19 protein-coding genes are annotated in these 22,418 nt (G+C 69.0%); 9 read left to right on the top strand and 10 right to left on the bottom strand.

Annotation, left to right across the window (positions count from 1 at the left end; translation table 11 throughout):
- Window positions 1–122: 122 nt before the first annotated feature.
- Window positions 123–1,841 (top strand): AMP-binding protein, encoded by a 1,719-nt coding sequence (locus CVV76_RS20645; protein ID WP_102226580.1) that lies wholly within the window; start codon window positions 123–125, stop codon window positions 1,839–1,841.
- Between the two features lie 241 nt (window positions 1,842–2,082).
- Window positions 2,083–2,787, top strand: coding sequence for a VC0807 family protein (locus CVV76_RS20640; RefSeq protein ID WP_199178663.1), 705 nt, complete (start codon window positions 2,083–2,085; stop codon window positions 2,785–2,787).
- 60 nt (window positions 2,788–2,847) lie between these two features.
- Here the strand turns inward: CVV76_RS20640 and CVV76_RS20635 are convergent, their stop codons facing one another.
- Entirely contained in the window at window positions 2,848–5,871 is a 3,024-nt protein-coding gene (locus CVV76_RS20635) for a methyl-accepting chemotaxis protein (RefSeq protein ID WP_102226579.1), read from the bottom strand.
- Window positions 5,872–6,014: 143 nt separating this feature from the next.
- Window positions 6,015–6,929: a LysR substrate-binding domain-containing protein gene (locus CVV76_RS20630; RefSeq protein ID WP_102226578.1), complete on the bottom strand. Its 915-nt coding sequence runs from the start codon at window positions 6,927–6,929 to the stop codon at window positions 6,015–6,017.
- Window positions 6,930–7,149: 220 nt separating this feature from the next.
- On the opposite strand from CVV76_RS20630, the gene katG reads away from it, so the two are divergent.
- The gene (gene katG / locus CVV76_RS20625; RefSeq protein ID WP_102226577.1) at window positions 7,150–9,369 is read left to right on the top strand and encodes a catalase/peroxidase HPI; all 2,220 of its coding nucleotides are present in this window, start codon (window positions 7,150–7,152) and stop codon (window positions 9,367–9,369) included.
- 60 nt (window positions 9,370–9,429) lie between these two features.
- Here the strand turns inward: katG and CVV76_RS20620 are convergent, their stop codons facing one another.
- On the bottom strand, window positions 9,430–9,897 hold the full coding sequence (locus tag CVV76_RS20620) for a GNAT family N-acetyltransferase (RefSeq protein ID WP_102226576.1): 468 nt from the start codon (window positions 9,895–9,897) through the stop codon (window positions 9,430–9,432).
- Window positions 9,898–10,035: 138 nt separating this feature from the next.
- Between CVV76_RS20620 and CVV76_RS20615 the strand changes: the two genes are divergently transcribed.
- Entirely contained in the window at window positions 10,036–10,446 is a 411-nt protein-coding gene (locus tag CVV76_RS20615) for a VOC family protein (RefSeq protein WP_102226575.1), read from the top strand.
- A gap of 59 nt (window positions 10,447–10,505) precedes the next feature.
- Here CVV76_RS20615 and CVV76_RS20610 read toward each other — a convergent pair whose 3' ends face one another.
- From CVV76_RS20610 to CVV76_RS20600, 3 genes are read right to left on the bottom strand one after another with little or no spacing between them, the layout of a single operon-like run.
- Window positions 10,506–11,168, bottom strand: coding sequence for a class I SAM-dependent methyltransferase (locus CVV76_RS20610; RefSeq protein ID WP_102226574.1), 663 nt, complete (start codon window positions 11,166–11,168; stop codon window positions 10,506–10,508).
- Window positions 11,169–11,179: 11 nt separating this feature from the next.
- Window positions 11,180–11,884, bottom strand: a complete 705-nt coding sequence (locus CVV76_RS20605) for a hypothetical protein (RefSeq protein ID WP_102226573.1) — start codon at window positions 11,882–11,884, stop codon at window positions 11,180–11,182.
- Window positions 11,874–12,959, bottom strand: a complete 1,086-nt coding sequence (locus CVV76_RS20600) for a GSCFA domain-containing protein (RefSeq protein ID WP_233193059.1) — start codon at window positions 12,957–12,959, stop codon at window positions 11,874–11,876. Before CVV76_RS20600 ends, CVV76_RS20605 begins: the two co-directional genes overlap by 11 nt.
- Before the next feature lie 388 nt (window positions 12,960–13,347).
- Between CVV76_RS20600 and CVV76_RS20595 the strand changes: the two genes are divergently transcribed.
- Window positions 13,348–13,899, top strand: coding sequence for an NUDIX domain-containing protein (locus CVV76_RS20595; protein WP_199178662.1), 552 nt, complete (start codon window positions 13,348–13,350; stop codon window positions 13,897–13,899).
- A 53-nt stretch (window positions 13,900–13,952) separates the two neighbouring features.
- Here the strand turns inward: CVV76_RS20595 and CVV76_RS20590 are convergent, their stop codons facing one another.
- From CVV76_RS20590 to CVV76_RS20575, 4 genes are all read right to left on the bottom strand, one after another.
- Window positions 13,953–14,288 (bottom strand): hypothetical protein, encoded by a 336-nt coding sequence (locus CVV76_RS20590; RefSeq protein ID WP_102226571.1) that lies wholly within the window; start codon window positions 14,286–14,288, stop codon window positions 13,953–13,955.
- Complete coding sequence (locus tag CVV76_RS20585; protein WP_102226570.1) at window positions 14,285–15,307, bottom strand: DnaJ C-terminal domain-containing protein; 1,023 nt, start codon at window positions 15,305–15,307, stop codon at window positions 14,285–14,287. The genes CVV76_RS20590 and CVV76_RS20585 overlap by 4 nt, the downstream gene beginning before the upstream one ends.
- A gap of 145 nt (window positions 15,308–15,452) precedes the next feature.
- Window positions 15,453–17,132, bottom strand: coding sequence for an ArnT family glycosyltransferase (locus tag CVV76_RS20580; RefSeq protein WP_102226569.1), 1,680 nt, complete (start codon window positions 17,130–17,132; stop codon window positions 15,453–15,455).
- An 85-nt stretch (window positions 17,133–17,217) separates the two neighbouring features.
- Window positions 17,218–17,493 (bottom strand): hypothetical protein, encoded by a 276-nt coding sequence (locus tag CVV76_RS20575; RefSeq protein ID WP_146010339.1) that lies wholly within the window; start codon window positions 17,491–17,493, stop codon window positions 17,218–17,220.
- Between the two features lie 380 nt (window positions 17,494–17,873).
- On the opposite strand from CVV76_RS20575, the gene mobA reads away from it, so the two are divergent.
- The 4 genes from mobA to mscL all read left to right on the top strand — a co-directional run bounded on the left by mobA (window position 17,874) and on the right by mscL (window position 22,390).
- A complete protein-coding gene (gene mobA / locus CVV76_RS20570; protein ID WP_102226567.1) occupies window positions 17,874–18,692 on the top strand; it encodes a molybdenum cofactor guanylyltransferase MobA in 819 nt (272 codons plus the stop codon).
- 35 nt (window positions 18,693–18,727) lie between these two features.
- The gene (gene mobB / locus CVV76_RS20565; RefSeq protein WP_102226566.1) at window positions 18,728–19,243 is read left to right on the top strand and encodes a molybdopterin-guanine dinucleotide biosynthesis protein B; all 516 of its coding nucleotides are present in this window, start codon (window positions 18,728–18,730) and stop codon (window positions 19,241–19,243) included.
- A 109-nt stretch (window positions 19,244–19,352) separates the two neighbouring features.
- Complete coding sequence (gene pheT / locus CVV76_RS20560) at window positions 19,353–21,773, top strand: phenylalanine--tRNA ligase subunit beta (protein ID WP_102226565.1); 2,421 nt, start codon at window positions 19,353–19,355, stop codon at window positions 21,771–21,773.
- 188 nt (window positions 21,774–21,961) lie between these two features.
- Complete coding sequence (gene mscL / locus CVV76_RS20555; RefSeq protein WP_102226564.1) at window positions 21,962–22,390, top strand: large conductance mechanosensitive channel protein MscL; 429 nt, start codon at window positions 21,962–21,964, stop codon at window positions 22,388–22,390.
- The last annotated feature ends 28 nt before the right edge of the window (window positions 22,391–22,418 follow it).

The following is a 22,418-nucleotide window of genomic DNA, read 5'->3' as shown; positions in this document are numbered from 1 at the left end:
AGAACGCCCGCTTGTCACGGAGTCGTGAGCTTGGGGCACGCAGACCTCAAGGCGCTTGCAAGAAATGAACCATCGTTCACTTATCGTGGCAGGGTCCGGGGAGGGACCCGAGGGAGGATGCCATGACGATGCCGAGGGACGGCGCCGCCCACGTGGCCGGCGCCACCGACGAACCGCTGATCGAGACGACCATTCCCGCGCTTCTGGCCGCGACGGTGGCGCGGTTTCCGGACCGCACGGCGGCGGTCTTTGCCGCCGAGGGGATCCGCTGGACCTGGGCCGAATTCGCGGCGCGGGTCGACCGGCTGGCCGCGGGATTCCTGCGGCTGGGCCTTGCCCGCGGCGACAGGCTGGGGATCTGGGCGCCGAACCGGTCGGAATGGCTGCTGACCCAGTTCGCGACGGCGCGGATCGGGGTGATCCTGGTCAACATCAACCCGGCCTACCGGCTGCACGAGCTGGAATTCGCGCTGCGCAAGACCGGCTGCCGCGCCCTGGTGCTGGCCGAGAGGTTCAAGACCTCGGATTACATCGGCATGATCAACCGGCTGGCGCCGGGCCTTGCCGCCTCGGCCCCTGGACAGCTTGCCTGCCCCGCCCTGCCGGACCTGCGCCATGTCATCGTGACAGGTGCCGCCGACCACCCCGGCTGCATCCGCTTTGCCGAGGTCGAGGCGATGGGCGGGGATGCAGGCGCGGAAGACAGCGCCGCGATCGCCGCGCTGGACGCGATCACCGCGACGCTGGACCGCAACGACCCGGTGAACATCCAGTTCACCAGCGGCACCACCGGCGCCCCCAAGGGCGCCACGCTGACCCACCGCAACATCGTCAACAACGCGCATTTCGTGACCCGCGCCATGGAAGCGACCGAGGATGACCGGATCTGCATTCCCGTCCCCTTCTACCATTGCTTCGGCATGGTGATGGGCACGCTGGGCTGTGTCACCAAGGGCGCCGCGATCGTCGTCCCCGCAGAGGGGTTCGACGCCGGGGCGACGCTTGCCTGCGTCGCGGCCGAACGCTGCACCGCGCTTTACGGCGTGCCGACGATGTTCGTGGCGATGCTGGAACACCCGGAGTTCGCACGTTTCGACCTGTCGTCGCTGCGCACCGGCATCATGGCCGGCGCCCCCTGCCCGATCGAGGTGATGAAACAGGTGCAGTCGAAGATGCACATGGGCGAGGTGACGATTGCCTACGGCATGACCGAGACGAGCCCCGTCTCGTTCCAGTCCGGCACCGACACGCCACTTGAGAAACGGGTTTCGTCGGTCGGCCGCGTGCAGCCGCACCTCGAGGTCCGCATCGCCCGCGAGGACGGCACCACCGCCGGTGTCGGCGAGCAGGGCGAGCTGATGACCCGCGGCTATTCGGTGATGTGCGGATATTGGGGCGAGCCGGAGAAAAGCGCCGAGGTGGTCGATGCCGAGGGCTGGATGCGCACCGGCGACCTCGCCCGGATCGACGCCGAGGGCTATTGCAACATCACCGGCCGGGTGAAGGACATGATCCTGCGCGGCGGAGAGAACATCTACCCGCGCGAGATCGAGGAATTCCTCTACACCCATCCGGACGTGAGCCAGGTCCAGGTCTTCGGCATCCCCGATCACCGCTACGGCGAGATCGTCGCCGCCTGGATCGTGCCGCGCCCGGGCACCACGCCCTGCGAGGAAACGATCCGCGATTTCTGCCGTGACCAGATCGCGCATTTCAAGGTGCCCGCGGTGGTGCGTTTCAAGCCCGAGTTGCCGATGACCGTCACCGGCAAGCCGCAGAAGTTCCTCATGCGCGACGCGATGATCGAGGAGCTGGGGCTGGCGGTGGAAGAGACCGCCTGACAAGGCCCCTCGACCCGCCGCCGCCCTTCCCCCGCGTCAGCCCCATGTTGACAGCGGCGTGAGGCGGCTTCCGGTTAGCTTGCACACGCGACAGCCGGCACGTATGTTAATAGCCGAAACATGCGGGGAGGGCGGTGCCGTGGACGGGTTGCAGACCGAGGGAGCCTCTCCCGCCGGCCGAACGACGGCAGACGGGGAGACGCAAGACCGGGAGACGCAAGGCCGGGAAGAGACGTCCCACTTGCAGACCGGTGGAGGACAGGTGGGCCGCGGGCTGACAGGCGATGAGGCGGCAACTGGCGGGCTGACAGGCCGCCCGCGTCCGCGCATCGGACGCGTGGTCTGGACGCTTGTCGATCTCATGGTGAACATGGGGGCGCCCTACCTGATCTACTCCTGGGCGCAGCCGCAATGGGGCGAGGTGAACGGGCTGTTGGCGTCCTCGCTGCCGCCGATCCTGTGGAGCCTTGGGGAATTCGCCATGCGTCGGCGCCTGGATGCGCTGTCGCTGATGGTGCTGGCCGGAATCGCGCTGTCACTGCTGGCCTTCGTCGGCGGCGGCTCGGCCCGGATGCTCCAGCTGCGCGAAAAGCTGGTGACACTGGCAATCGGGCTCGCCTTCCTGGTCTCGGCGCTGATGGGCCGGCCGCTGATCCTGTCGCTCGCACGGGCCTCCATGGCGCGGCGGTCCGGGGCGGACCTGGCGCGGTTCGAGGCGGCGGTGCAGGGTGGCGCGCTGCGGCGGATGATGTGGATGATGTCGCTGGTCTGGGGCGCCGGGCTGGTGGCCGAATTCTGCCTCGCCGTGGTCCTGATCTACGCCATGCCGATCGACCGCTTCCTGATCGTCGGCCCGGTGATGAGCTATGCCACGCTGGGGCTGCTCGGCCTCTGGACCGTGCTATACCGGCGTCGGGCGGTGCGGGGGATGCGCGCCGGGGGCTGAACCTCCGGCGGCAGGCATCCCCCGGCGCAAGGCCCACGCGACAAGACCGGCGCACCACGCTCAGGCCCGAAGGCCCGCGCGCCGCGCCGACCGGCTGCCGCCGTCGGTGCCACCCCCATCGAAGCGCACCACCTTGTCGTCGGATCCCCCGGCCAGGCGGAACCGTTCGACCAGCGCCGAAAGCTGTTCGGCCTCGCCGCGCAGAGCGTGGCTTTCGTTCGTCGATTGCTCGACCATCGAGGCATTGTGCTGCGTCACCTCCGACAGCTGGTTCGCACCGGCCGAGATCTCGGTCAGGCCGGTTGATTGTTCCTCCTGCGCGGCGGCGATGCCCGACACCAGGCTGGAGAGGTTGGCAACCGCGTCGAGCACGCTTTGCAGCGTCTCGCCCGCCTGTCCCACCAGCTTCACCCCCTGCCCGACATGGCCCGAGGATGCCGAGATCAGGTTCTCGATCTCCTTCGCCGCCTCGGAAGAGCGCTGCGCCAGATCCCGCACCTCCGAGGCGACGACGGCAAAGCCGCGCCCGGCCTCGCCCGCGCGGGCGGCCTCCACCCCCGCGTTCAGGGCCAGAAGGTTGGTCTGGAAGGCGATGTTGTCGATCACCCCGATGATCTTGGAGATCTGGCTCGACGAGGTCTGGATCTCGCCCATCGCGTCGACCGCCTGGCGCATCACCTTGCCGGAGGTCTCGGCATCGCCCCGCGCGGCGCGCACCGCCTGGTCGGCCTGGGCCGCGTTGGCCGCGGTGCCGCGCAGGCTGGTGGTGATCTTCTGCAGCGCGGCGCTGGTCTCCTCGAGCGTGGCGGCCTGGCTTTCGGTCCGGCGCGACATGTCGTCCGAAGCCCGGGCGATCCGCCCCGCCCCGTCGTTGATGCTGCGCGAAGAGCCGATCAGCTGCGCGACCAGCTCCTCGAGCTTTTCGCGCGCCGCGTTGAAATCTCGGCGCACCTCCTCGTATTCCGGCGCGAAGGGCCGGTCGAGCACCACCGTCAGATCACCCTCGGCCAGCGCCGAAAGGCCGCGGCGCAGGTCCTCGACCACAACGGCCTGAAGCTTGGCCTGCGCTTGCGCCTCTTCCTCGACCTTCATCCGCGCATGTTCCAGCCGGGTGACGTCGCTGCCGATCTCGGCGATGCGGTCAAGCTGCCCCTGACGGTTGAACACCGGGTTCATGACCACCTCGACAAAGACCTTGGCACCCGACTTGGTCGGCCGCTCGACCTTGCGCGTCACGGTCAGCCCGCCGCGCAGGCGCTGCATGCCGATGCGGGTATCCTCGTTCGGGCCGAACAGATCCTCGAAGGTCTTCCCGATCACCTCCTCGCCCCAGCCGAAGACCTCGGTGAACCGCTCGTTGAACTTGTGGACGCGGAACTCGGCGTCGTATTCGATCATGGTCTGGTTGCGGCGCAGCGCCTCCATGATGGCGAAGTTGATCCGGGTCTCGGCCACGTCCTGCCATTCCAGCGCCGCGCCGACATAGGTGCCCGTCTCATCGTGGATCGCCTCGATCACCAGTTGCAGCCGGGTCTCTCCCAGCACGATGTCGGCGGTGTAGGGAAGGTTGGCCGGATCGGCGAGCAGCGCGCGCTGATGGGCCGGATCCCGGTGGAACTTGTCGATGTTCACGCCGCACAGGTTGTCCGGGTCGAAATCCGGCCAGAGCTTGTGCAACTCGGGCAGGTTGTCGCTGAACACCTTCTTGAGCGCATCGTTGTAGTCGACGATGTTGAGGTCGCGGTCGACCAGCATGAAGGCCGCCGGCGCCGCCGAGAAGGCGCGCGCCTTGAACAGCGCCATCTTCTCTGCCTTCTCGTTGGCCTTGAGCTTGGCGCGGAAGGCCTCGAGGTTGCGGGCCATCGCGCCCGTCTCGTCGCCGCGGGACTGGTATGGCACGTCGAAATCGTAATCGCGGGCGGCGATCCGGTCCATCGCGCCGCCGACCACGGACAGCGGCTTGACGATCTGGCGCGCGGCCAGGTAGCCGATCAGCGCCGCCAGCGCCAGCGAGATGGCCATGAGCGCGAGGCCGCGGTTGCGCAGCGCGACCGCCCCGGCCATCAGCTCTGCCCTGTCCTGCTCGGCCAGCAGGGCCCAGGTCTGGCCGAAGATACCGATCGGCTGGAAGGCGGCGATCACCGGGGCCCCGCCTGCGATCGCCTTGGCCCGCATCACCACACTGGCCGTACCCTCCAGCGCGGCGGTCAATGCGGGCGTCGCCGCCACCGGATCGAGCAGCTTGCCCCCCTGCCCGTCGCTGCGCCGGGTGTCGTCGGGCCCGACAAGGACCACCCGGCCGGTCTTGCCCAGCCCAATCCTGTCCTCGGCCAGCGCGTCCAGCCTGTCGACGGAAAGCTGGACCGCGACCACGCCGATTACGGTACCCTTCCGGTCCTTCACCCGCTGCGCGAGAAACGCCGCGGGCGCGTCGTTCGACGGCGCGTAGGGGCTGAAATCGGCAAAGACGGGCTTGTCCGCGCCGCTGCCCATGGCCGCCCGGAACACCGCGCCCAGCCCGGTGCTGGCAAAGCGCCCGGTTTCGACGTTGGTCCCGAAATCGCTTTCCTTGAACACGGTGTAGACGACATTGCCCGCCGGATCGAAAAGGAAGATGTCGTAGAAGCCGCGCAGATCCTTCACCTGGCGCAGCGACGGGTGATAGGCGCCGTGCGCCCCGCTCCAGCCGCTGCGATCCGTGGCGCGGTCGAGCCGGTCCTTTTCCCCTGTCTTGTTCGGGTTTTCGTCGATGTAGAGCCGGCGCAGGTAGGCGCCCGGGCCGTCCGGATATTGCGTCTTGTCCTGCGCCATCTTCGCCCAGCCATTGGCGAAGAGACGCAGCGAATTGATCACCGTGCCGCTTTCGGCAAGCGCCTTCACCTCCGTCTCCTGGCGCTGCGCCCAGCCCTCCAGCGCGCGGCCCCGGGTCGCGGCGATGGCGGCCAGACGGTCGCGCGCCTCGTCCTGCAGGGTGGAGCGCGCGCTTTCATAGCTGGCGAAGGTGACGATCCCCGCTATGGCGACCACCACGGCGATCGCGAGAAGGGGAATTCTGACGGCGAGGGAGGAGAAATTCGGCTTCATGAACGCTTCCCATGTGGCGGGCCTCCCGGGGCGGGGGCACGACAGGATCGCGTCTGGTCATGGCAGCAACAGGTAAACGAAGCCTCAACCGTCCTGAAAAACCTTTGCCCGGGCATCCGTGGGCATTGGCGGGCATCTGCCCCTCAAGGCGCAGGCGCGGTGCTGCGCATCTCTCCGGCGGCGGCACGCACCGCCTCGGCCAGCTGGGTAAGCTGCTTGGTCAACGGGCTGGTGCGGCGCCAGACCATGCCGATGGTGCGCTGCGGCCGCGGCGCCGGAAAGGCCGAGACCGCGACCTCGGCCGAGCGTGTCTCCACCGGTACCGCCATCTCGGGGATCAGCGTCACCCCGATGCCCGCCGCGACCATCTGCACCAACGTCGACAGCGAAGAGCCGTCCAGCATCTCGCGCGGGGGGGCAGATTGCAGGTCGCAGAACGACAGCGCCTGATCGCGGAAGCAATGTCCCTCCTCCAGCAGCAGAAGGCGCATCTCGCGCAGGCGATCGGGCCCGGGCACCGGCCTGCCCGCATCTGCCGCAGGCCGGACGAGGACGAAGTCCTCGTCGAAGAGCGGCACCTCGCGCAGGCTGGGCTCGGACGCTGGTAGCGCCACGATCGCAGTGTCGAGCCGCCCCTCGGCCAGATCTGCCAGCAGCTTCGGCGTCACTGTCTCGCGCACCCGGATGTCGAGGCCTGGGCTCTCGATCGCCAGCCGCCCGATCAGCCGAGGCAGGAGATAGGGCGCGACGGTCGGGATCACGCCGATCCTCAGCCTCCCCGCCAGACGCTCGCGCGAGGCGCGCGCAAGATCGCCCAGCTCCTCGACCTGCCGAAGGATGCCCTGCGCCCGGTCGGCGAATTCCTCGCCGAAGCCGGTCAGCCGCAATTGCCGCCCACCGCGTTCGAAAAGCGGGGTGCCGAGGGTTTCCTCCAACTCCTTGATCTGCATCGACAAGGCAGGTTGGGATACGGCGCAAGCCTCGGCCGCGCGGCCGAAATGCCGGTGCCGGGCGAGGGCCTCGAAGTAGCGCAATTGCCGAAGGGTCAAATTGATCATAAGACTATCTTATTATTTCGATCAGAAGATTCAACTTAATCTAATGGAACAACCCTGCTACCTCTGGTCGCGGGAGAGAGATTGACCCGAGTCCGGCCGCCTCCGGCCCCCGTTCAGACACTGGCGCGGGGTTTCTCGGCGCGGGCGCGGCACTCGCTTCCACAATTCCGGGGGGGGGGCCTCTCCCGGCGTGCGGCAAAAGGCAATCGGAGACAGAGAGATGGACGGAAACGATATGGGCAAGACTGGCGGCTGCCCGGTCTTTCACGGCGGCAACACCCATGCGGGGATGCGCGCGAACCGCGACTGGTGGCCGAACCAGCTCAACCTGAAGATCCTGCACCAGAACACGCCCGCGTCGAGCCCCCTGTCGAAGGGCTTCGACTATGCCGAGGCGTTCAAGGGCCTCGACCTGGCGGCGGTGAAACAGGACCTTTTCGCGCTGATGACCGATTCGAAATCGTGGTGGCCCGCGGATTACGGCCATTACGGACCGTTCTTCATCCGGATGGCCTGGCACTCGGCCGGGACCTACCGCATCGGCGACGGCCGCGGCGGCGCCGGCTCGGGCACGCAGCGCTTCGCACCGCTGAACTCCTGGCCGGACAACGTGAACCTCGACAAGGCCCGGCGCCTGCTGTGGCCGATCAAGCAGAAATATGGTGACGCCCTGTCCTGGGCCGACCTCTTCGTGCTGACCGGCAATTGCGCGATCGAGTCGATGGGCCTGAAACCCTTCGGTTTCGCCGGCGGGCGCGAGGATGTCTTCGCCCCCGAGGAAGACATCTACTGGGGCAAGGAAAGCGAGTGGCTGGCCACCTCGGACAAGGCCGACAGCCGCTATTCCGGCGACCGTGAGCTGGAGGATCCGCTGGCGGCCGTGCAGATGGGCTTGATCTATGTGAACCCCGAAGGGCCGGACGGCAACCCCGACCCGATCGCCTCGGGCCGCGACATCCGCGAGACCTTCGCGCGCATGGCGATGAACGATTACGAGACGGTTGCGCTGACTGCGGGCGGCCACACCTTCGGCAAGACCCATGGCGCGGGCGATGCCGCGCTGGTCGGGCCCGAGCCCGAGGCCGCGCCGATGGCGCAGATGGGCCTTGGCTGGGTCTCGTCCTACAAATCCGGGAAGGGCGCGGACCAGATCGGGTCGGGCCTGGAAGGGGCGTGGACGCCGAACCCGATCAGCTGGGACATGGGCTATTTCGACGTGCTCTTCGGCTATGAGTGGGAGCTGACGAAAAGCCCCTCGGGCGCCTGGATCTGGCATGCGAAGGACCTCAAGGCCGACGATCACGCCCCGGATGCGGGCGACGGGACCAAGCGGGTGCCGATCATGATGTCGACCGCCGACATGGCGATGCGGATGGATCCGATCTATGGCCCGATCTCGCGCCATTTCCACGCCAACCCCGAGGAATTCGCCGACGCCTTCGCCCGCGCGTGGTTCAAGCTGACCCACCGCGACATGGGGCCGAAAGCGCGCTACCTCGGTCCCGATGTGCCGAAGGAAGACCTGATCTGGCAGGATCCGATCCCGCCGGTGGTGCACAAGCTGGTGGATGGTGCCGACGTCGATGCGCTCAAGGCGCAGATCCTGTCCTCGGGCCTGACCGGGCCGGAGCTGATCCAGACCGCCTGGGCCTCGGCCTCGACCTTCCGCGGGTCGGACAAGCGCGGCGGGGCGAATGGCGCCCGCATCCGCCTTGCGCCGCAGAAGGACTGGGAGGGGAACCAGCCCGAACAGCTGGGCCGGGTCCTTGCCAAGCTTGAAGAGATCAAGGCGGGCTTCAACAGCACGGCCGGGGGCGGCAAGAAGGTCTCGCTTGCAGACCTGATCGTGCTGGGCGGCACCGCGGCGGTGGAACAGGCGGCCCGGGCTGCGGGCCACGCGGTTGAGCTGGGTTTCACCCCCGGGCGCGCGGATGCCACCGCGGACCAGACCGACGTCGACACCTTCGATGTGCTGGAGCCGGTCTCGGACGGCTTCCGCAACTACCAGAAGAAGCAATACTCGGTCTCGGCCGAGGAGCTGATGGTCGACCGCGCCCAGCTGATGACGCTGAGCGCACCGGAAATGACCGTACTGGTGGCCGGCCTGCGGGTGATCGGCGGCAACGCCTACGGCTCGAAGCACGGGGTCTTCACCACGCGCGAGGGTCAGCTGACCACGGACTTCTTCCACAATGTTCTCGACATGGATACCGAGTGGGTCGCGCTGGACGACAGCGAGCAGGAGTTCGAGGGCCGCGACAGGGCGACCGGATCGGCGAAGTGGACCGCGACGCGCTCCGACCTCGTGTTCGGCGCCAACTCGCAGCTGCGCGCGATCTGCGAGGTCTACGCGGGTTCCGGCAACGAGGCGAAGTTCGTGCAGGACTTCTGCGACGCCTGGACCAAGGTGATGGAGCTCGACCGCTACGACCTCGCCTGACCGGCGGGACATGACACCGGGCCGGGGCGCGTTCCGCGCGTGCCCCGGCCTTCCCAACCCTCAGGCAGTGGCGCCAGACACCCGCTTGCGCATGAAGACGCGCCGGAACCCGTCCTGTTCGGCCCGCGCGTATTCCTCCCACCCGAGCCTGGGGTAGATCTTCAGGTTCTCGTGCATCATCTCGTTGGTGTAGAGGCGAAGCTCCTCCAGCCCCTGCGCCCGCGCGAAACCCTCGGCGAACTCCAGCAGCAACCGCCCGAGGCCGTGCCCCTGGTGCGCCCTGCCCACGGCCACGTTGTCGACAAGCAGATGATCGGGCCCCGGCACCAGCACGATCAGCCCCGCGACCGCCCCGTCGACCGTGACCACCCAGGCCTGCCCCGCTGCGACCAGCGCGGCGTAATCCTCCGTCATCGGTGCGGGCGGGCGCCCGATCCGCGCGACATAAGGCGTATAGGCCCCGATCACGATCTCCTGCATCGCAGGCACGTCCACGGACGCGGCCTTGCGAATGTCGATCCCCTGCATGTTTCCATGGCCTCCGGCCTACCTCTGCCCCGGGCCAGCCTAGCGGCCCCACCGCCGCAATGGAACGTCGCGAAACAGTGCGGCTGGGCGTGTCGGGCGGGGCTTTCCCTCGCCCCCCACAGGCGGCAGAATGACGCCATGCCCAGACGCATCGCCCTCTTCTCCCTCCTCGTGCCGGATTACGACGCGGCACTGGCTTTCTTCACGGCGATCGGCTTCGACTGCCGCGAGGATACCGACCTCGGCGGCGGCAAGCGCTGGGTCCGCATCGCGCCGCCCGGCGCAGAGACCGAGATCCTCCTCGCCCGCGCGGCGGGAGAGCGTCAGGAGGCCGCGATCGGCGAACAAGGCGGCGGCCGGGTCTGGCTGTTCCTCGAATCGCAGGATTTCGACGCCGATTGCCATCGGTTGGCAGCGGCAGGCGCGCGGTTCGAGGAGGCGCCGCGCGACGAACCCTATGGCCGCGTCGCGGTCTGGTCCGACCCCTGGGGCAACCGCTGGGACCTGATCCAGTTCGCCCGGCCCGACCGGGGCGGGACGGCGCCTTAAGCGCCCCGGCCCAAATTCCTTCGAAGGAATTTGCAAAACTCTTCGAAGAGTTTTGGTCTTCAGCCCGCCGCGTAGGTCTTCTTGATTTCCGCCACCACGGGGATCATGAACTGCTGGCCGATGTGGTCGACCTTGCGTTCCAGCCCCGCCTCTTCGAGGAACTCCATCACCGCCTCGCGCACATGCATCCGCCCGTCGCGCTTCCAGAACAGGTCGTCGCCCGCGATCACCCCGCCCTGGCGCACCTTGCGGGCCGCAACGGCAAGGTCCTGCTTCACGAAATCGTACAGGTGGTTCCCGTCGATGTAGATCCAGTCGAGGTGATCGTCGGGCAGGCCTTCCAGCACCTCGGCGGAAAAGCCCTGGTGCAGCTTGACCTCGGGCCGCTCGGCGAACTTTGCCGCCACGTGGTCTCGCATCGACCCCATGAAGGCATCATCCGAATGCTTCTTGTGAGTCTGCTCGCCGTCCGGACGATCCGACAGAAGGTCCCACGGGTCGATCAGGATCAGCTCACGCGGGCGCGTCACCTCGAGGATGTAGTCCGAGAAGGCCCCGTTCCACACGCCGATCTCGGCGCAACGGCCGCCGCGCGGCATCTGGGCCAGCATGCGCAGGCGCTTCTGGTGACGGTTGGGCGCCTTGAGTTCCAGCTCGCTGCCCTCGGGCACGCGGTAGGGCGGGGGCAGGTCGGTCAGGTCTTCGGCGTGGCTCCCGGCCATGTCGTCTCCTCTCAAGCTTCTTGCGGCAACGCGAGGTCGAGCACGCCCTCGCGCACCATGGCGCGCAGCACCCGCGCGCCGTAATCCGGCGTTCCATGCACGCCGTCTTCCTCCAGCATTGTGGCAGGAACGAGGCCCTGCGGCTCGGCGGCGAAGGCGCCTGCCGGGTCGAAGACCGTCAGCCCCGCGTCGCGGTACCAGTCCACCAGGATCTCGCGCACCGCGCGGTAGTTCGGCCGTTCGAAGGCCGGCGGCGGCACCACGAGGATCAGCCGCTCCTGCCGGGCCCAGCGACGGGCGATGCGGAAATGCCGCCGGCGGTGATGTTCGAGGTAATCGCGCAGGAACGCGCGCGATACGATGTCGGCGCCCTCGGGGAACCCTTCGTCCCGCGGCAGCATCTCGTGCCCATTCCAGCCGATCGGCGGCACCAGGCGGCCAAGGTGGAAGCCCAGGGTCGAGACCACCGGCATGCCCTCGGGCACCACCTTGTCGCGTCCGACCCGTGCCCTGAGCTCGTCCATCATCCGCCCGGCCTGCGGCAGGCCGCGCGGCGTGATCCCGTTGTCGTTCAGCGCGAACCGCCCCTCGTGCCAGGTCGAGCCGGACCACGACGCACCCTCGGCCCTCAGCCCGAGTTGCCGCGCCCCCGCCAGCAGCGCGGCGCAATGGCTGTCGCCGATGAAATAGACCTGCGGTTCCCGTTCAGCCTTCATTGAACTGCTCCAGCACGATCTCCTCGCAGACCAGGTCTTCCGCGGCCATGGCCGCCTCCGAGGCCTTCACCCGCGCCGCCTCGGCATCGCCGTCGGACGCGCGTTCGGGCGGGCCCGAGATGTCGAGGCCGGCAAAGAAATGGGTCATCACGAGGCTCACCCCCTCGGGGGCGATGGTGCGCAGGTTCGGTTCGAAAAAGGCCGCGCGGATCGGCGGTGCCGCGATGATCTCGTAGGAGGGGAAGTAATCCACCTCGTCGCGCGCATGGGCCAGATCCCCCGCCACCGCACGCAGCACCGACTTGGAATGCATCGTCGCGGTCAGCACATGTTCGCCCGAGGCGGTGGCCACCAACGGCACCGGAGAGACGGTGAACAGGAACCTCAGTCCCGGGTTGACCGCGCGCATCTTCTCCATCGCGGTCTCGAGGTCCTGCCGGATCCGCATGTAATCGTAGTTGAGGAAGACGTGGCGCCCGGCGTCGAAGGTGCCGACCCCGGTGCCGGGGCAAAGCGGCCAGACCTGACCCGTCTCGGCGTCTTCCCAGCCCTCGGTCAGCCCGAGGGTGAAGATGAACACCTCGGCCTCGGCAAAGGCGCGGCGGAAGGCCCGGGCCGTGGTGGCGAGCGAGGCGCGCGCCTCCGCGGCGCTCTCGAAGCCCTCCGGCTCGATCTTCGGGCGCAGCGTGTCATGGAACCGGCCCTCGGCGTCCTGCCAGATCTCGATGGCGTCGGGGCCCGCCTCCCCCAGCGCCAGCCGGGTCCAGAGAAGAAGCTGGGCGGCGGTGTAGATGTTGCCGGTGCGGGCGGTGAAGACGCCGTAATTGTATTTCTTCGCGATCTCGTCGGGGGTTCGGCCGGGCCGCGCCTCGGCCTCCTTCCAGTTCAGCCCGCGCGCGACGAGGGCGCGGCTGATGTGCTGGGCAAAGCAGGACCCGAAGGTCGAGAAGCGCGCATCCGACGGCAGGGTCCAGGGCGAGGCCCAGAGACCCTCCATGCCGAACAGCCCGGCCTCGGCGACGCCGGTGCGCCAGAATGCCTTGGGGGGAAGGTCCCGATAGGGGTTGTCTGCCACGTGCTCACCCTGCCTCGTCAACATGCGCACGACCCTTTGGCCGGTCCGCACCCGACGCGGAATTTCCGCGCCTTTTCACCCGGGGCGGCTGTGTCCCGCCCTCTTTCGCGCATCATGCCAAAGACCCCGCGGCCATGCCAGTTCTTTCGCGCGCCGGACACCGCCTGGAAGGCCCGCGCGTATCCATTCAGCGCCCGCCAAATATGCGCCCCCCGCCCCGCACTGCGCCGGTGCCGGCGCCGGTGCCGCGCCATGGGCGCCGCGTCCCGTGAGCGGGTGCCCGCCTTGCACCCGGCGGCCCGTTCCCTAGAGTCCGCCCGAGAGCCACCGACGACTGCACCGACCACTGCAGCCACGGCGGCACAGAGAACAATACGGAGAGACTGCCATGATCAGGACGCTTGCCACGCGCGAGATCTACCGCAACCGCTGGATGCGCCTGCGAGAGGATGATGTCGAGTTTCCCAACGGCGCGCGCGGCATCTACGGCGTGGTCGAGAAACCCGATTTCGTGGCGGTGGTCCCGGTCGATGCCGAGGGGCGGATCCACCTCGTGCAGCAGTACCGCTACCCGGTGGCGGGCCGGTTCTGGGAAGTGCCGCAGGGCGCGTGGGAAGACAGCCCCGACGCCGACCCCGAGGCGCTGGCGCGGGGCGAACTGGCCGAGGAAACCGGGCTGCGCGCCGAGACGATGATCCGGGCCGGGCAGTTCTTTCAATCCTACGGCTATTCCACCCAGATCTGCCACCTCTTCGTGGCGCGCGACCTGACCCCGGGCCCGACCGCGCTGGAAGAGACCGAGAGCGACCTGATCTCGGCCAGCTTCGCCCCCGCGGAACTGCGCGCCATGCTGGCGGGCGGCGAGATCCGCGACCAGACCACCCTCGCCGCTTTCGGCGCCCTGCTGGTGCGGCCCGAATTCGCCACGCTCCTCGGCTGACACCTGCGCCGGACCGGCGACGCGGGGCGCCTGGTCACAGAAGCAGGGGCCGGCTAGCGCCCGATCCGGTGCATCACCCGCAGGCGGACCTCTTCTGGTTCCTCCCCCAGCGCACGCATCAGCGCGACCAGGTCGCCGCGCGTGCCGTGCAACTGGTCGACCAGCCCCATCACCATGCCGAGCGCATCGTCGGGCAGGTCGAAATCGTCGCAGAGGTCGCACAAAAGCTCCATCCTCGCGACATCGACCTGGCGATAGACCGCATGGCCCGCGGAATCGGCGGGACGGATCACCTCGGCCCTGACGAACCGCGTAAGCCGCGCCCGGTCGAGCCGGGCGACGGCGGCGATCGCTTCTTCCTCGGACAGGAAACCGGTCTTGCGGGTCATGCCTTCACCCCCTTGCGCGGATCGTAGCCGTGGGTCTTGCGCCAGCCTTCCATGAATTTCGCCAGATCGTCGTCGACGGTCTTGGGCATCGCGATGCGCAGCTCGATGCGCTGGTCGCCGGGCTTGCGCCCCCCCGCCTTCTGCCCACCCGCCTTCTGTGCCGGCGGCTCGATCCCCCGGCCGCGCAGCCGCAGCACCTGACCGCTGGTCGCGCCTTTCGGCACCGTCACCTTGACCGGGCCGGCGATCGTCGGCACCTCGACCTTGGCACCAAGAACCGCCTCGTCGAGCGTGATCGGCAAGACCATCACGATGTCGTCGCCGTCACGCGTGAATACCGGGTGCGGCGCGACCGAAAGCGTCACGTAGGCATCGCCGGGCGCGCCGCCGCCATGGCCCGGCCCGCCCTTGCCGCGCAGCCGCAGGGTCTGACCGTCGCTCACGCCCTTGGGGATCCGGACCTCGAGATCGCCGCCGCCCGGCAGGGTGATCCGCATCGACCCGCCGTTCGCCGCGTCGAGGAACGGCACCTCGAGCGCGTATTGCGCATCCGCACCCCGGGCGCGGAAGGCATGGTCGCTGAAGCCCTGGCCGCCAAAGCCCTGGCCCCCGAACCCTTGGCCCCCGAAGCCCTGCCGGTCGAAACCCTGACCGCCTTGCCGCGCCTGGCGGCGCAGGAACTCGGCAAAGATGTCGGCCTCGTCTCCGTAACCCTCGTAGCGCGGGCCCTGGCGATAGGGGTTGCCCTGATCCTCGGCGAAATCGCGGTAGAACTGGCGTTCGCGCGGTTTCTCCTGACCGCTGGCATCAATCTCGCCGCGGTCGAACCGGGCCCGGGTCTCGGGGTCCTTCAGCAGGTCGAACGCCGCGTTGGCGGCCTTGAACCGCGCCTCGGCGGTGGCATCTCCGGGGTGCAGATCGGGATGGCTTTCCTTCGCGATCTTCCGGTAGGCCTTCTTGATTTCCTCGGCGCTGGCCTTCTTCGCCACGCCGAGCACGTCGTAGGGATCGTCGCTCATCGCCTTCCCGCGGGTTGAGTCCTTCGGCCCGAGTAGAGCGCCATCCGCGCCCCGCCGCAACCGCAGCTGACGGTTTCCACGGCGCCCGCGGCAAAGCGTCCGGGCCGTGCCGCACACCGCGCCTCGGGCACGCCGGGTGGCGGGGTCACTTCTTGGCGGGTCCGAAGACGGCGAGGTCGACCTTCCGGCCGGTGCCGATGTTCAGCCCGGTGACCGTACCCAGACGCCGGGCACCCAGCACCCGGGCGGCGTCGGCATCCGGCACCACGGCGGCAACGCATCGGTCGGAGGACAGCGCGGCCGTCAGCGCGGGCAGCGTGGACGCGACCACCGGGCCCGGCGCGAGGAAGACGAGCGACGGTTCGTCATAGCCGATCTCGTAAAGCGTGATCTGCTTGCAGGCGGCGTCGGGCGGGATCAGTGTGGCGATCGCCGGCGCAGGCCAGAGCGCGGGCGTCGCCGCCGCACTTGCCAGCGCGCCACCGGTGACACCCGCGCCCACCAGCCACAGGCCCAGCAAGGCGGCCTGCGGCAGGGCGGCGCGCAGCGCGGCATGGGTCAGGGCCAGCCCCAGCCCCAGCACCACGAACCCGGCGACGAGTGGCAGCACCGGCATCGCCCCCAGCGAGATGCAGTAGCCGCCCACGGCCGCAAGCATCAGCACCGGCAACGCCCCCAGCACGTAGAAGGCCCAGCGGCGCCCCTTCACCAGCGGCCGCACCGCCGCGCCGGACCAGACGATGCCGATGGCAAGCGCGAGGGCGGGATAGAACGGCAGCACGTAGTGCATCAGCTTGGTCGGCGCCGCCTCGAACACCAGCCAGCCGGGAACGGCCCAGGCCAGCGCGAAGGCCACGCCGGCGCGGTGCCGCGCGGCCCAGATCGCGGGCAGCGCGAGGCCGAGCGCGATCGCGGCCGGCTGGAAGGTGAACCACAGGAGCGCGAGGTAGGTGCCGGGCGGCGCGCCGTGGCTTTCCTGCGCCCCGGCCACCTTGCCCAGCAGGTCGCGCCCCAGCGCCGCGTCCCAGAAGCCCATGCCCGAGCGCCAGGTGATCGCCACGAACCACGGCAGCACGAGCAGGAGGTAAAGCATGATCCCCGGTTTCGGGCGCAGCGCCCCCAGCCAGCGCGCGCGCCGGTGGGCGATCGTCAGCGCAGCGATGGTCAGCGCGACCACGCCTGGCGCGATCGGCCCCTTCACCAGCGTGCCGGCCGCCAGCCCGCCCCAGAACAGCGCAACGCCGCCCCAGCCAAGCGGTGTCGGCGGGGCGAATTCCGCGGCACGGGCGTCGCGGTAGATGCGGGCAAGCGGCAGCTGGGCGCAAAGTATGGTCAGAAGCAGCACCGCGTCGGTGGTGGCAAGGTGCGCCTCCGCCCCCAGCACGAACATGCCGGCGAAGGGCAGACCGGCCGCCAGCCCCGCCGCCGCGCCGCCGAACACCATGGCCAGCCGTGCGGTCAGAACAGCCGCCAGCACCGCCGCGATCAGCGACGGGATCCGGTAATGCCAGATCGGCGCCGCGACGGGGCCGCCCGTCACCTCGGCCGCGGCGGCCTGAAGCCAGTAGATCCCCACGGGCTTCTTGTACCGGGGCTTGTCCTGGAATCGGATGTCGACGATGTCGCCGGTCGCGGCCATCTGGCTCGACGCCTGGGCAAAGCGCGCCTCGTCGCGGTCGACCGGCGGCAGCGTGGTGAACGCGGGAAGAAAGGCGGCCAGCGAAAGCAGCGCCACCAGCAGGCAGACGCCAAGGCCCGCGGCAAGGGGCGGCAGTCCGCAGAGGCGCGCAAGGGCCTGGTTCAGCCGGCGGGCGATCTGGGTCATGCAGCACTCGGGCCTGGTTCCGTGGTGCCGGATCGTTACATCGCCGGGCCGCGGGTGAAAAGCCCTGCCGGACCTGTGGCTTGCCTCAGCGGCTGGCCACCGTCATGACCGAGCCCGACAGCGCGGAAGCCGCGTCGGCCGTTTCGGCATTCGGGGCAAGCCCCTGCCAGCCGATCAACAGCAGGGCGGTCAGGCCCATCAGCGCGCAGAGCATCGGCTGGTTGACGCGGCGACGGTCGGCGGGGATTGCAAGAATCTGGTCCATAATGTGGCTTATACATGAAACGGCCCGGCGAATTGTGGCGAAATGGTGCAAATCGGCGCAACTCATCGTTTCCTCAGGCGAAATTTCCGGCAGCATTGTGGAACGCCTCCCAGGCATAGCCCCGCGGCCCCTCCGGCCCGCACTGCCCTTTCGCCCGGCGGACAGGCGCGGCGGCCGCCCCCCTCAGGTCGAGCGCCCCCGGAATGTCGGGGCTGGAGGGGGCTCGTTTCTCCTGTCCTGCCCTGCGCCGGACCGCCCCCGGCTGATCGTCCGGCGGCATCGCCCCGCGTCCGGTCGCGAACTTCACGAGATCGCGAGCATGCCCTTCCCGGGCCCTGCCGCCCCTTCCCGCAGGCCGCCGGAGAGCGACCCCGGCAAGCCCCGCGATCCGCCCACCCTTGCCGCCCCCGCCGCGGGCGCCTAGCATCCCCCGGCGGCGCCGGATCCGGCGATCGCAGGCGGTGGACGGAGGGGACATGAAGCCGATACCCTGCATGATCCTGGCGGGCGGCAAGTCGGAGCGCATGGGCACCGACAAGGCGCTGACAGACCTTGCCGGCGCACCGCTGATCGCCCATGCGATCGGCCGCCTCGCGCATCAGGTCTCGGCGCTGGCAATCAACTCCAACGGCGAGTCGGCCCTCTACGCGCGGTTCGACCTGCCGGTCCTCGCGGACAGCGTGGCGGGCCGGCCGGGACCTCTGGCGGGCATCCTGCGCGCGATGGAATGGGCCGCCCCGCAGGGGGTGAGCCATGTGATGACCGTGGCGACGGACATGCCGTTCCTGCCCTACGACCTTGCGCCCCGGATGCGGATGGTCATGCGGCCGGGGCGCATCGTGGTGCCGCATTCGCCCGCCGGGTTGCAGCCGGTCTGCGCGCTGTGGCCGGTCGAGCTTGCGGGGCCGCTGCGCGACTGGCTCCGGTCCGGTCCGACCCGGCGGGTGCGCGATTTCATGTTGCACCATCCGCATGACGTGCTGACCTTTCCGCCGCCCGGCCCGGATGCGCCCGATCCCTTCTTCAACGCCAACACCCCCGAGGACCTGGCGCTGGCCGAGGCGATCCTGGCTCCCGACAAGTCCGCCCCCGAAGAGAGTACCGCCGAGATCGCGGCGGAAGCCGGAAACAGCGACCTGGACGAGAGACACGACGAAATCGGCGACAGGGATTTCGACGAGAGCTTCGGCGACGGATTCGGCGACGATTTCGGGGAGGGGAACGACCTGGACGGGGAGGAAGGTTTCGCCGACGCCCCCGGCAGCCCGCCCCCTTCGCAGAGCGGCCGCACATGACCTCGACCCGGACTCACCCCGGCACAGCCCCGCGGATGCCCCCCGTATTCGGCATCACCGGCTGGAAGAATTCCGGCAAGACCACCCTGACCGAGCGTCTGGTGACCGAGTTCACCGCGCGCGGGCTGCGGGTGTCGACCGTGAAACACGCGCACCACGGGTTCGACATCGACCGGACCGGGACGGACAGCCACCGCCACCGCAGCGCCGGGGCCGCCGAGGTCGCGCTGGTGACCGGCGCACGCTGGGCGCTGATGCACGAGGTTCGCGACGGGCCGGAACCGACACTGGACGCGGTGCTTTCCAGGCTCGGTCCCTGTGACCTCGTGCTGGTCGAGGGGTTCAAGCGCGAACCGCAGCCCAAGATCGAATGCCGCCGCACCGCAACCCGCGACCGCGCACCGATCGCGCCGGGCGATCCCAGCGTCGTGGCGATCGCCGCCGACCACCCGGTCAGCGATGAGGGCCTGCGCCTCTTCGGCCTCGACGACATCCCTGCGATCGCCGATTTCATCGCCGAAACGCTCGGGCTGCCCCGCACGGCAGGCTGAGGGAGACAACAGGTGCCGGAGGTGATCGGAGGAGCGGGTGGCCCTGCCCTTCCCCTCCGCCCGGCTTTGCGCTAAGCCGCGGGCGACAGTTTTCCGAAGGGCCCGTGCGATGAAATTCACCCTGTCCTGGCTGAAGGATCACCTCGAGACCGAGGCCTCCCTGGATGAGATCCTCTATGCGCTTACCGACCTCGGCCTTGAGGTCGAGGAGGTCGAGAACCCGGCGGACACGCTGGGCGCCTTTCGCATCTGCCGGGTGATCGAGGCGGTGCAGCACCCGAATGCCGACCGGCTGCGGCTGTGTCGGGTCGAGACCTGGCCGAACGGCCCCGATGCGCCGTCGGAAGAGGTGCAGGTGGTCTGCGGCGCGCCGAACGCGCGCACCGGCCTGGTGGGCGTCTTCGCCCCGGTCGGGACGCATGTTCCCGGCACCGGCGTCGACCTGAAGCCCGGAGTGATCCGCGGCGTGGAATCGAACGGCATGCTGTGTTCGGAGCGTGAATTGGAGCTGTCGGACGATCACGACGGCATCATCGACCTGCCCGAAGACGCGCCGCTGGGCGCGCGGTTCATCGACTACCGCAAGCTCAACGACCCGATGATCTACATCAAGATCACCCCGAACCGGCCCGATGCCCTTGGCGTGCGCGGCGTCGCCCGCGATCTGGCGGCGCGCGGTCTGGGCACGCTGAAGCCGTTGGAAATCGCGGCGGTCGCGGGCACGTTCCCCAGCCCGGTCAGCGTGACCATCGACCCCGCGCTAAAGGATAAGGGCTGCCCCTACTTCGCGGGGCGGGTGATCCGCGGCGTCAAGAACGGCCCCTCGCCCGACTGGCTGCAACGTCGGCTGCGGGCGATCGGGCTCCGGCCGATCTCGGCGCTTGTCGACATCACCAACCTCTTCACGATGGACCTGAACCGCCCGCTGCACGTCTTCGACGTGGCCAAGGTGAAGGGCGGCGCGCTGACCATCCACCCGGCGCAGGGCGGCGAGGAGATCCTCGCGCTCGACGGCAAGACCTACACGCTGGCGCCGGGCATGATGGCGATCTCGGACGCCGAAGAGGTCGAGAGCATCGCAGGCATCATGGGCGGCGAGCTTTCGGGCTGCACCGAGGAAACGACCGACGTCTTCCTTGAAAGCGCCTATTGGGACCCGATCACCGTGGCCACGACCGGCCGCGCGCTGAAGATCAATTCCGACGCGCGCTACCGGTTCGAGCGCGGGGTGGACCCCGAATTCACCCTGCCGGGGCTGGAACTGGCGACGCAGATGGTCCTCGACCTCTGCGGCGGCGAGGCGTCGGAGGTGGTCTCCGACGGCGCGGTGCCCGACACGTCGCGGGCCTACAAGCTCGACACCGACCGTGTGCAATCGCTCGTCGGGATGGAGATCGCGCCCGAGACCCAGCGCGCGACGCTGACGGCGCTCGGCTTCACGCTCGACGGTGACATGGCGACGCCGCCGTCGTGGCGGCCCGACGTCCTGGGCTCCGCTGACCTGGTGGAAGAGGTGGCGCGGATCGCCTCGCTGACCAAGCTGGAAGGCAAGCCGATGGCGCGGACGCAGGCCGGGGTGCCCGCCCCGATCCTGACGCCCACGCAGGTGCGCGAGAACGCCGCCCGGCGGACGATGGCTGCGCTCGGCTACAACGAATGTGTGACTTACTCGTTCATCGACCAGGCCTCGGCCACGCTGTTCGGCGGCGGGGAAGAGGCGCTGCGTGTCGACAACCCGATCTCATCCGAGATGACGCACATGCGGCCCGATCTGCTGCCGGGCCTGTTGCAGGCCGCGGCCCGCAACCAGGCGCGCGGCTTCATGGATCTGGCTCTGTGCGAGATCGGCCCGGCCTTCACCGGCGGCGAGCCGGGCGAGCAGGTGCTGCATGCGACGGGCCTTCTGGTCGGGGCCTCGGCGCCCCGCGATCCCTTCGGGTCGCGCCGGCCGGTGGACCTTTACGATGCCAAGGCGGATGCCGAGGCGGTGCTGGCCGCACTTGGCGCGCCCGCCCGGACGCAGATCGACCGCAAGGTGGCGGGCTGGTGGCACCCGGGCCGGTCGGGCCGGATGACCCTTGGCCCCAACATGCTTGCGGCCTTCGGCGAGCTGCACCCCAAGGTGCTGGCCGAGCTGGGGGTGAAGGGGCCGGCGGTCGCCTTCACCGTCGCCGTCGCCAACGTGCCGCAACCCAAGGCCAAGGGCACCACCCGCCCCGCGCTGACGCTTTCGGGCCTGCAGGCGGTCGAGCGTGATTTCGCCTTCGTGGTGGATGCCGGCGTCGAGGCGCTGACGCTGGTGAATGCGGCGCAGGGCGCGGACAAGGCGCTGATCGAGCGGGTCGCCGTCTTCGACACCTTCTCGGGCGAGAAGGCCGAGGCGCAGATGGGCGCGGGCAAGAAATCGATCGCGATCACCGTGCGGCTGCAGCCCCGGGACAAGACCCTGACCGACGAGGAGATCGAGGCCGTGGGCGCCAAGATCGTCGAGAAGGTCGCCAAGGCGACCGGCGGCACGCTGCGCGGCTGAGCCGCGCGCGCCTGGGCGACACTGGGAACCCTGAGGCACTGCGAACCCTGAGACACGGGCCGGCGCGATCTTGCGCCGGCCCGGTCTTTTTCTGCGCCAATCCCCCGGAAACATGGTAAATGTTTTGGAGCCGCAAACAGTTGACCGGCCAGGCGGCGGCCGCGACCAGGGACAGACGAGGCGCAGGGATGCTCAAGGAATTCAGGGATTTCATTGCCAAGGGCAATGTCATGGACATGGCCGTCGGCATCATCGTCGGCGCGGCCTTCACCGCGATCGTCAGTTCGATGGTCAAGGACATCATCAACCCGATCATCGGGCTGTTCACCGGCGGCGTCGATTTCACCAACAACTACTTCGTGCTTTCGGGCACCGTGCCGGCCGCGGCCAGCCTCGACGAGGCGCGCAAGGCCGGGGCGTCGATCTTCGCCTATGGCAGCTTCATCATGGCGGTGATCAACTTCCTCATCATCGCCTTCGTCGTCTTCATGCTGGTCAAGATGGTGAACCGCGTGAAGGACGCCGCGACCAAGAAGGGCGAGCCGGTGCCCGCCGCGCCGAAGGGGCCGACCGAACTGGAAGTGCTGCTCGACATCCGCGACGCCTTGAAGAAGTGACCTGGGCTCGGCCGTGGGCTGCACGCCC

Source organism: Acidimangrovimonas sediminis (assembly GCF_002871005.1).
Taxonomy (GTDB): Bacteria; Pseudomonadota; Alphaproteobacteria; order Rhodobacterales; family Rhodobacteraceae; genus Acidimangrovimonas; species Acidimangrovimonas sediminis.
This window is presented reverse-complemented; position numbering and strand designations above follow the sequence as displayed.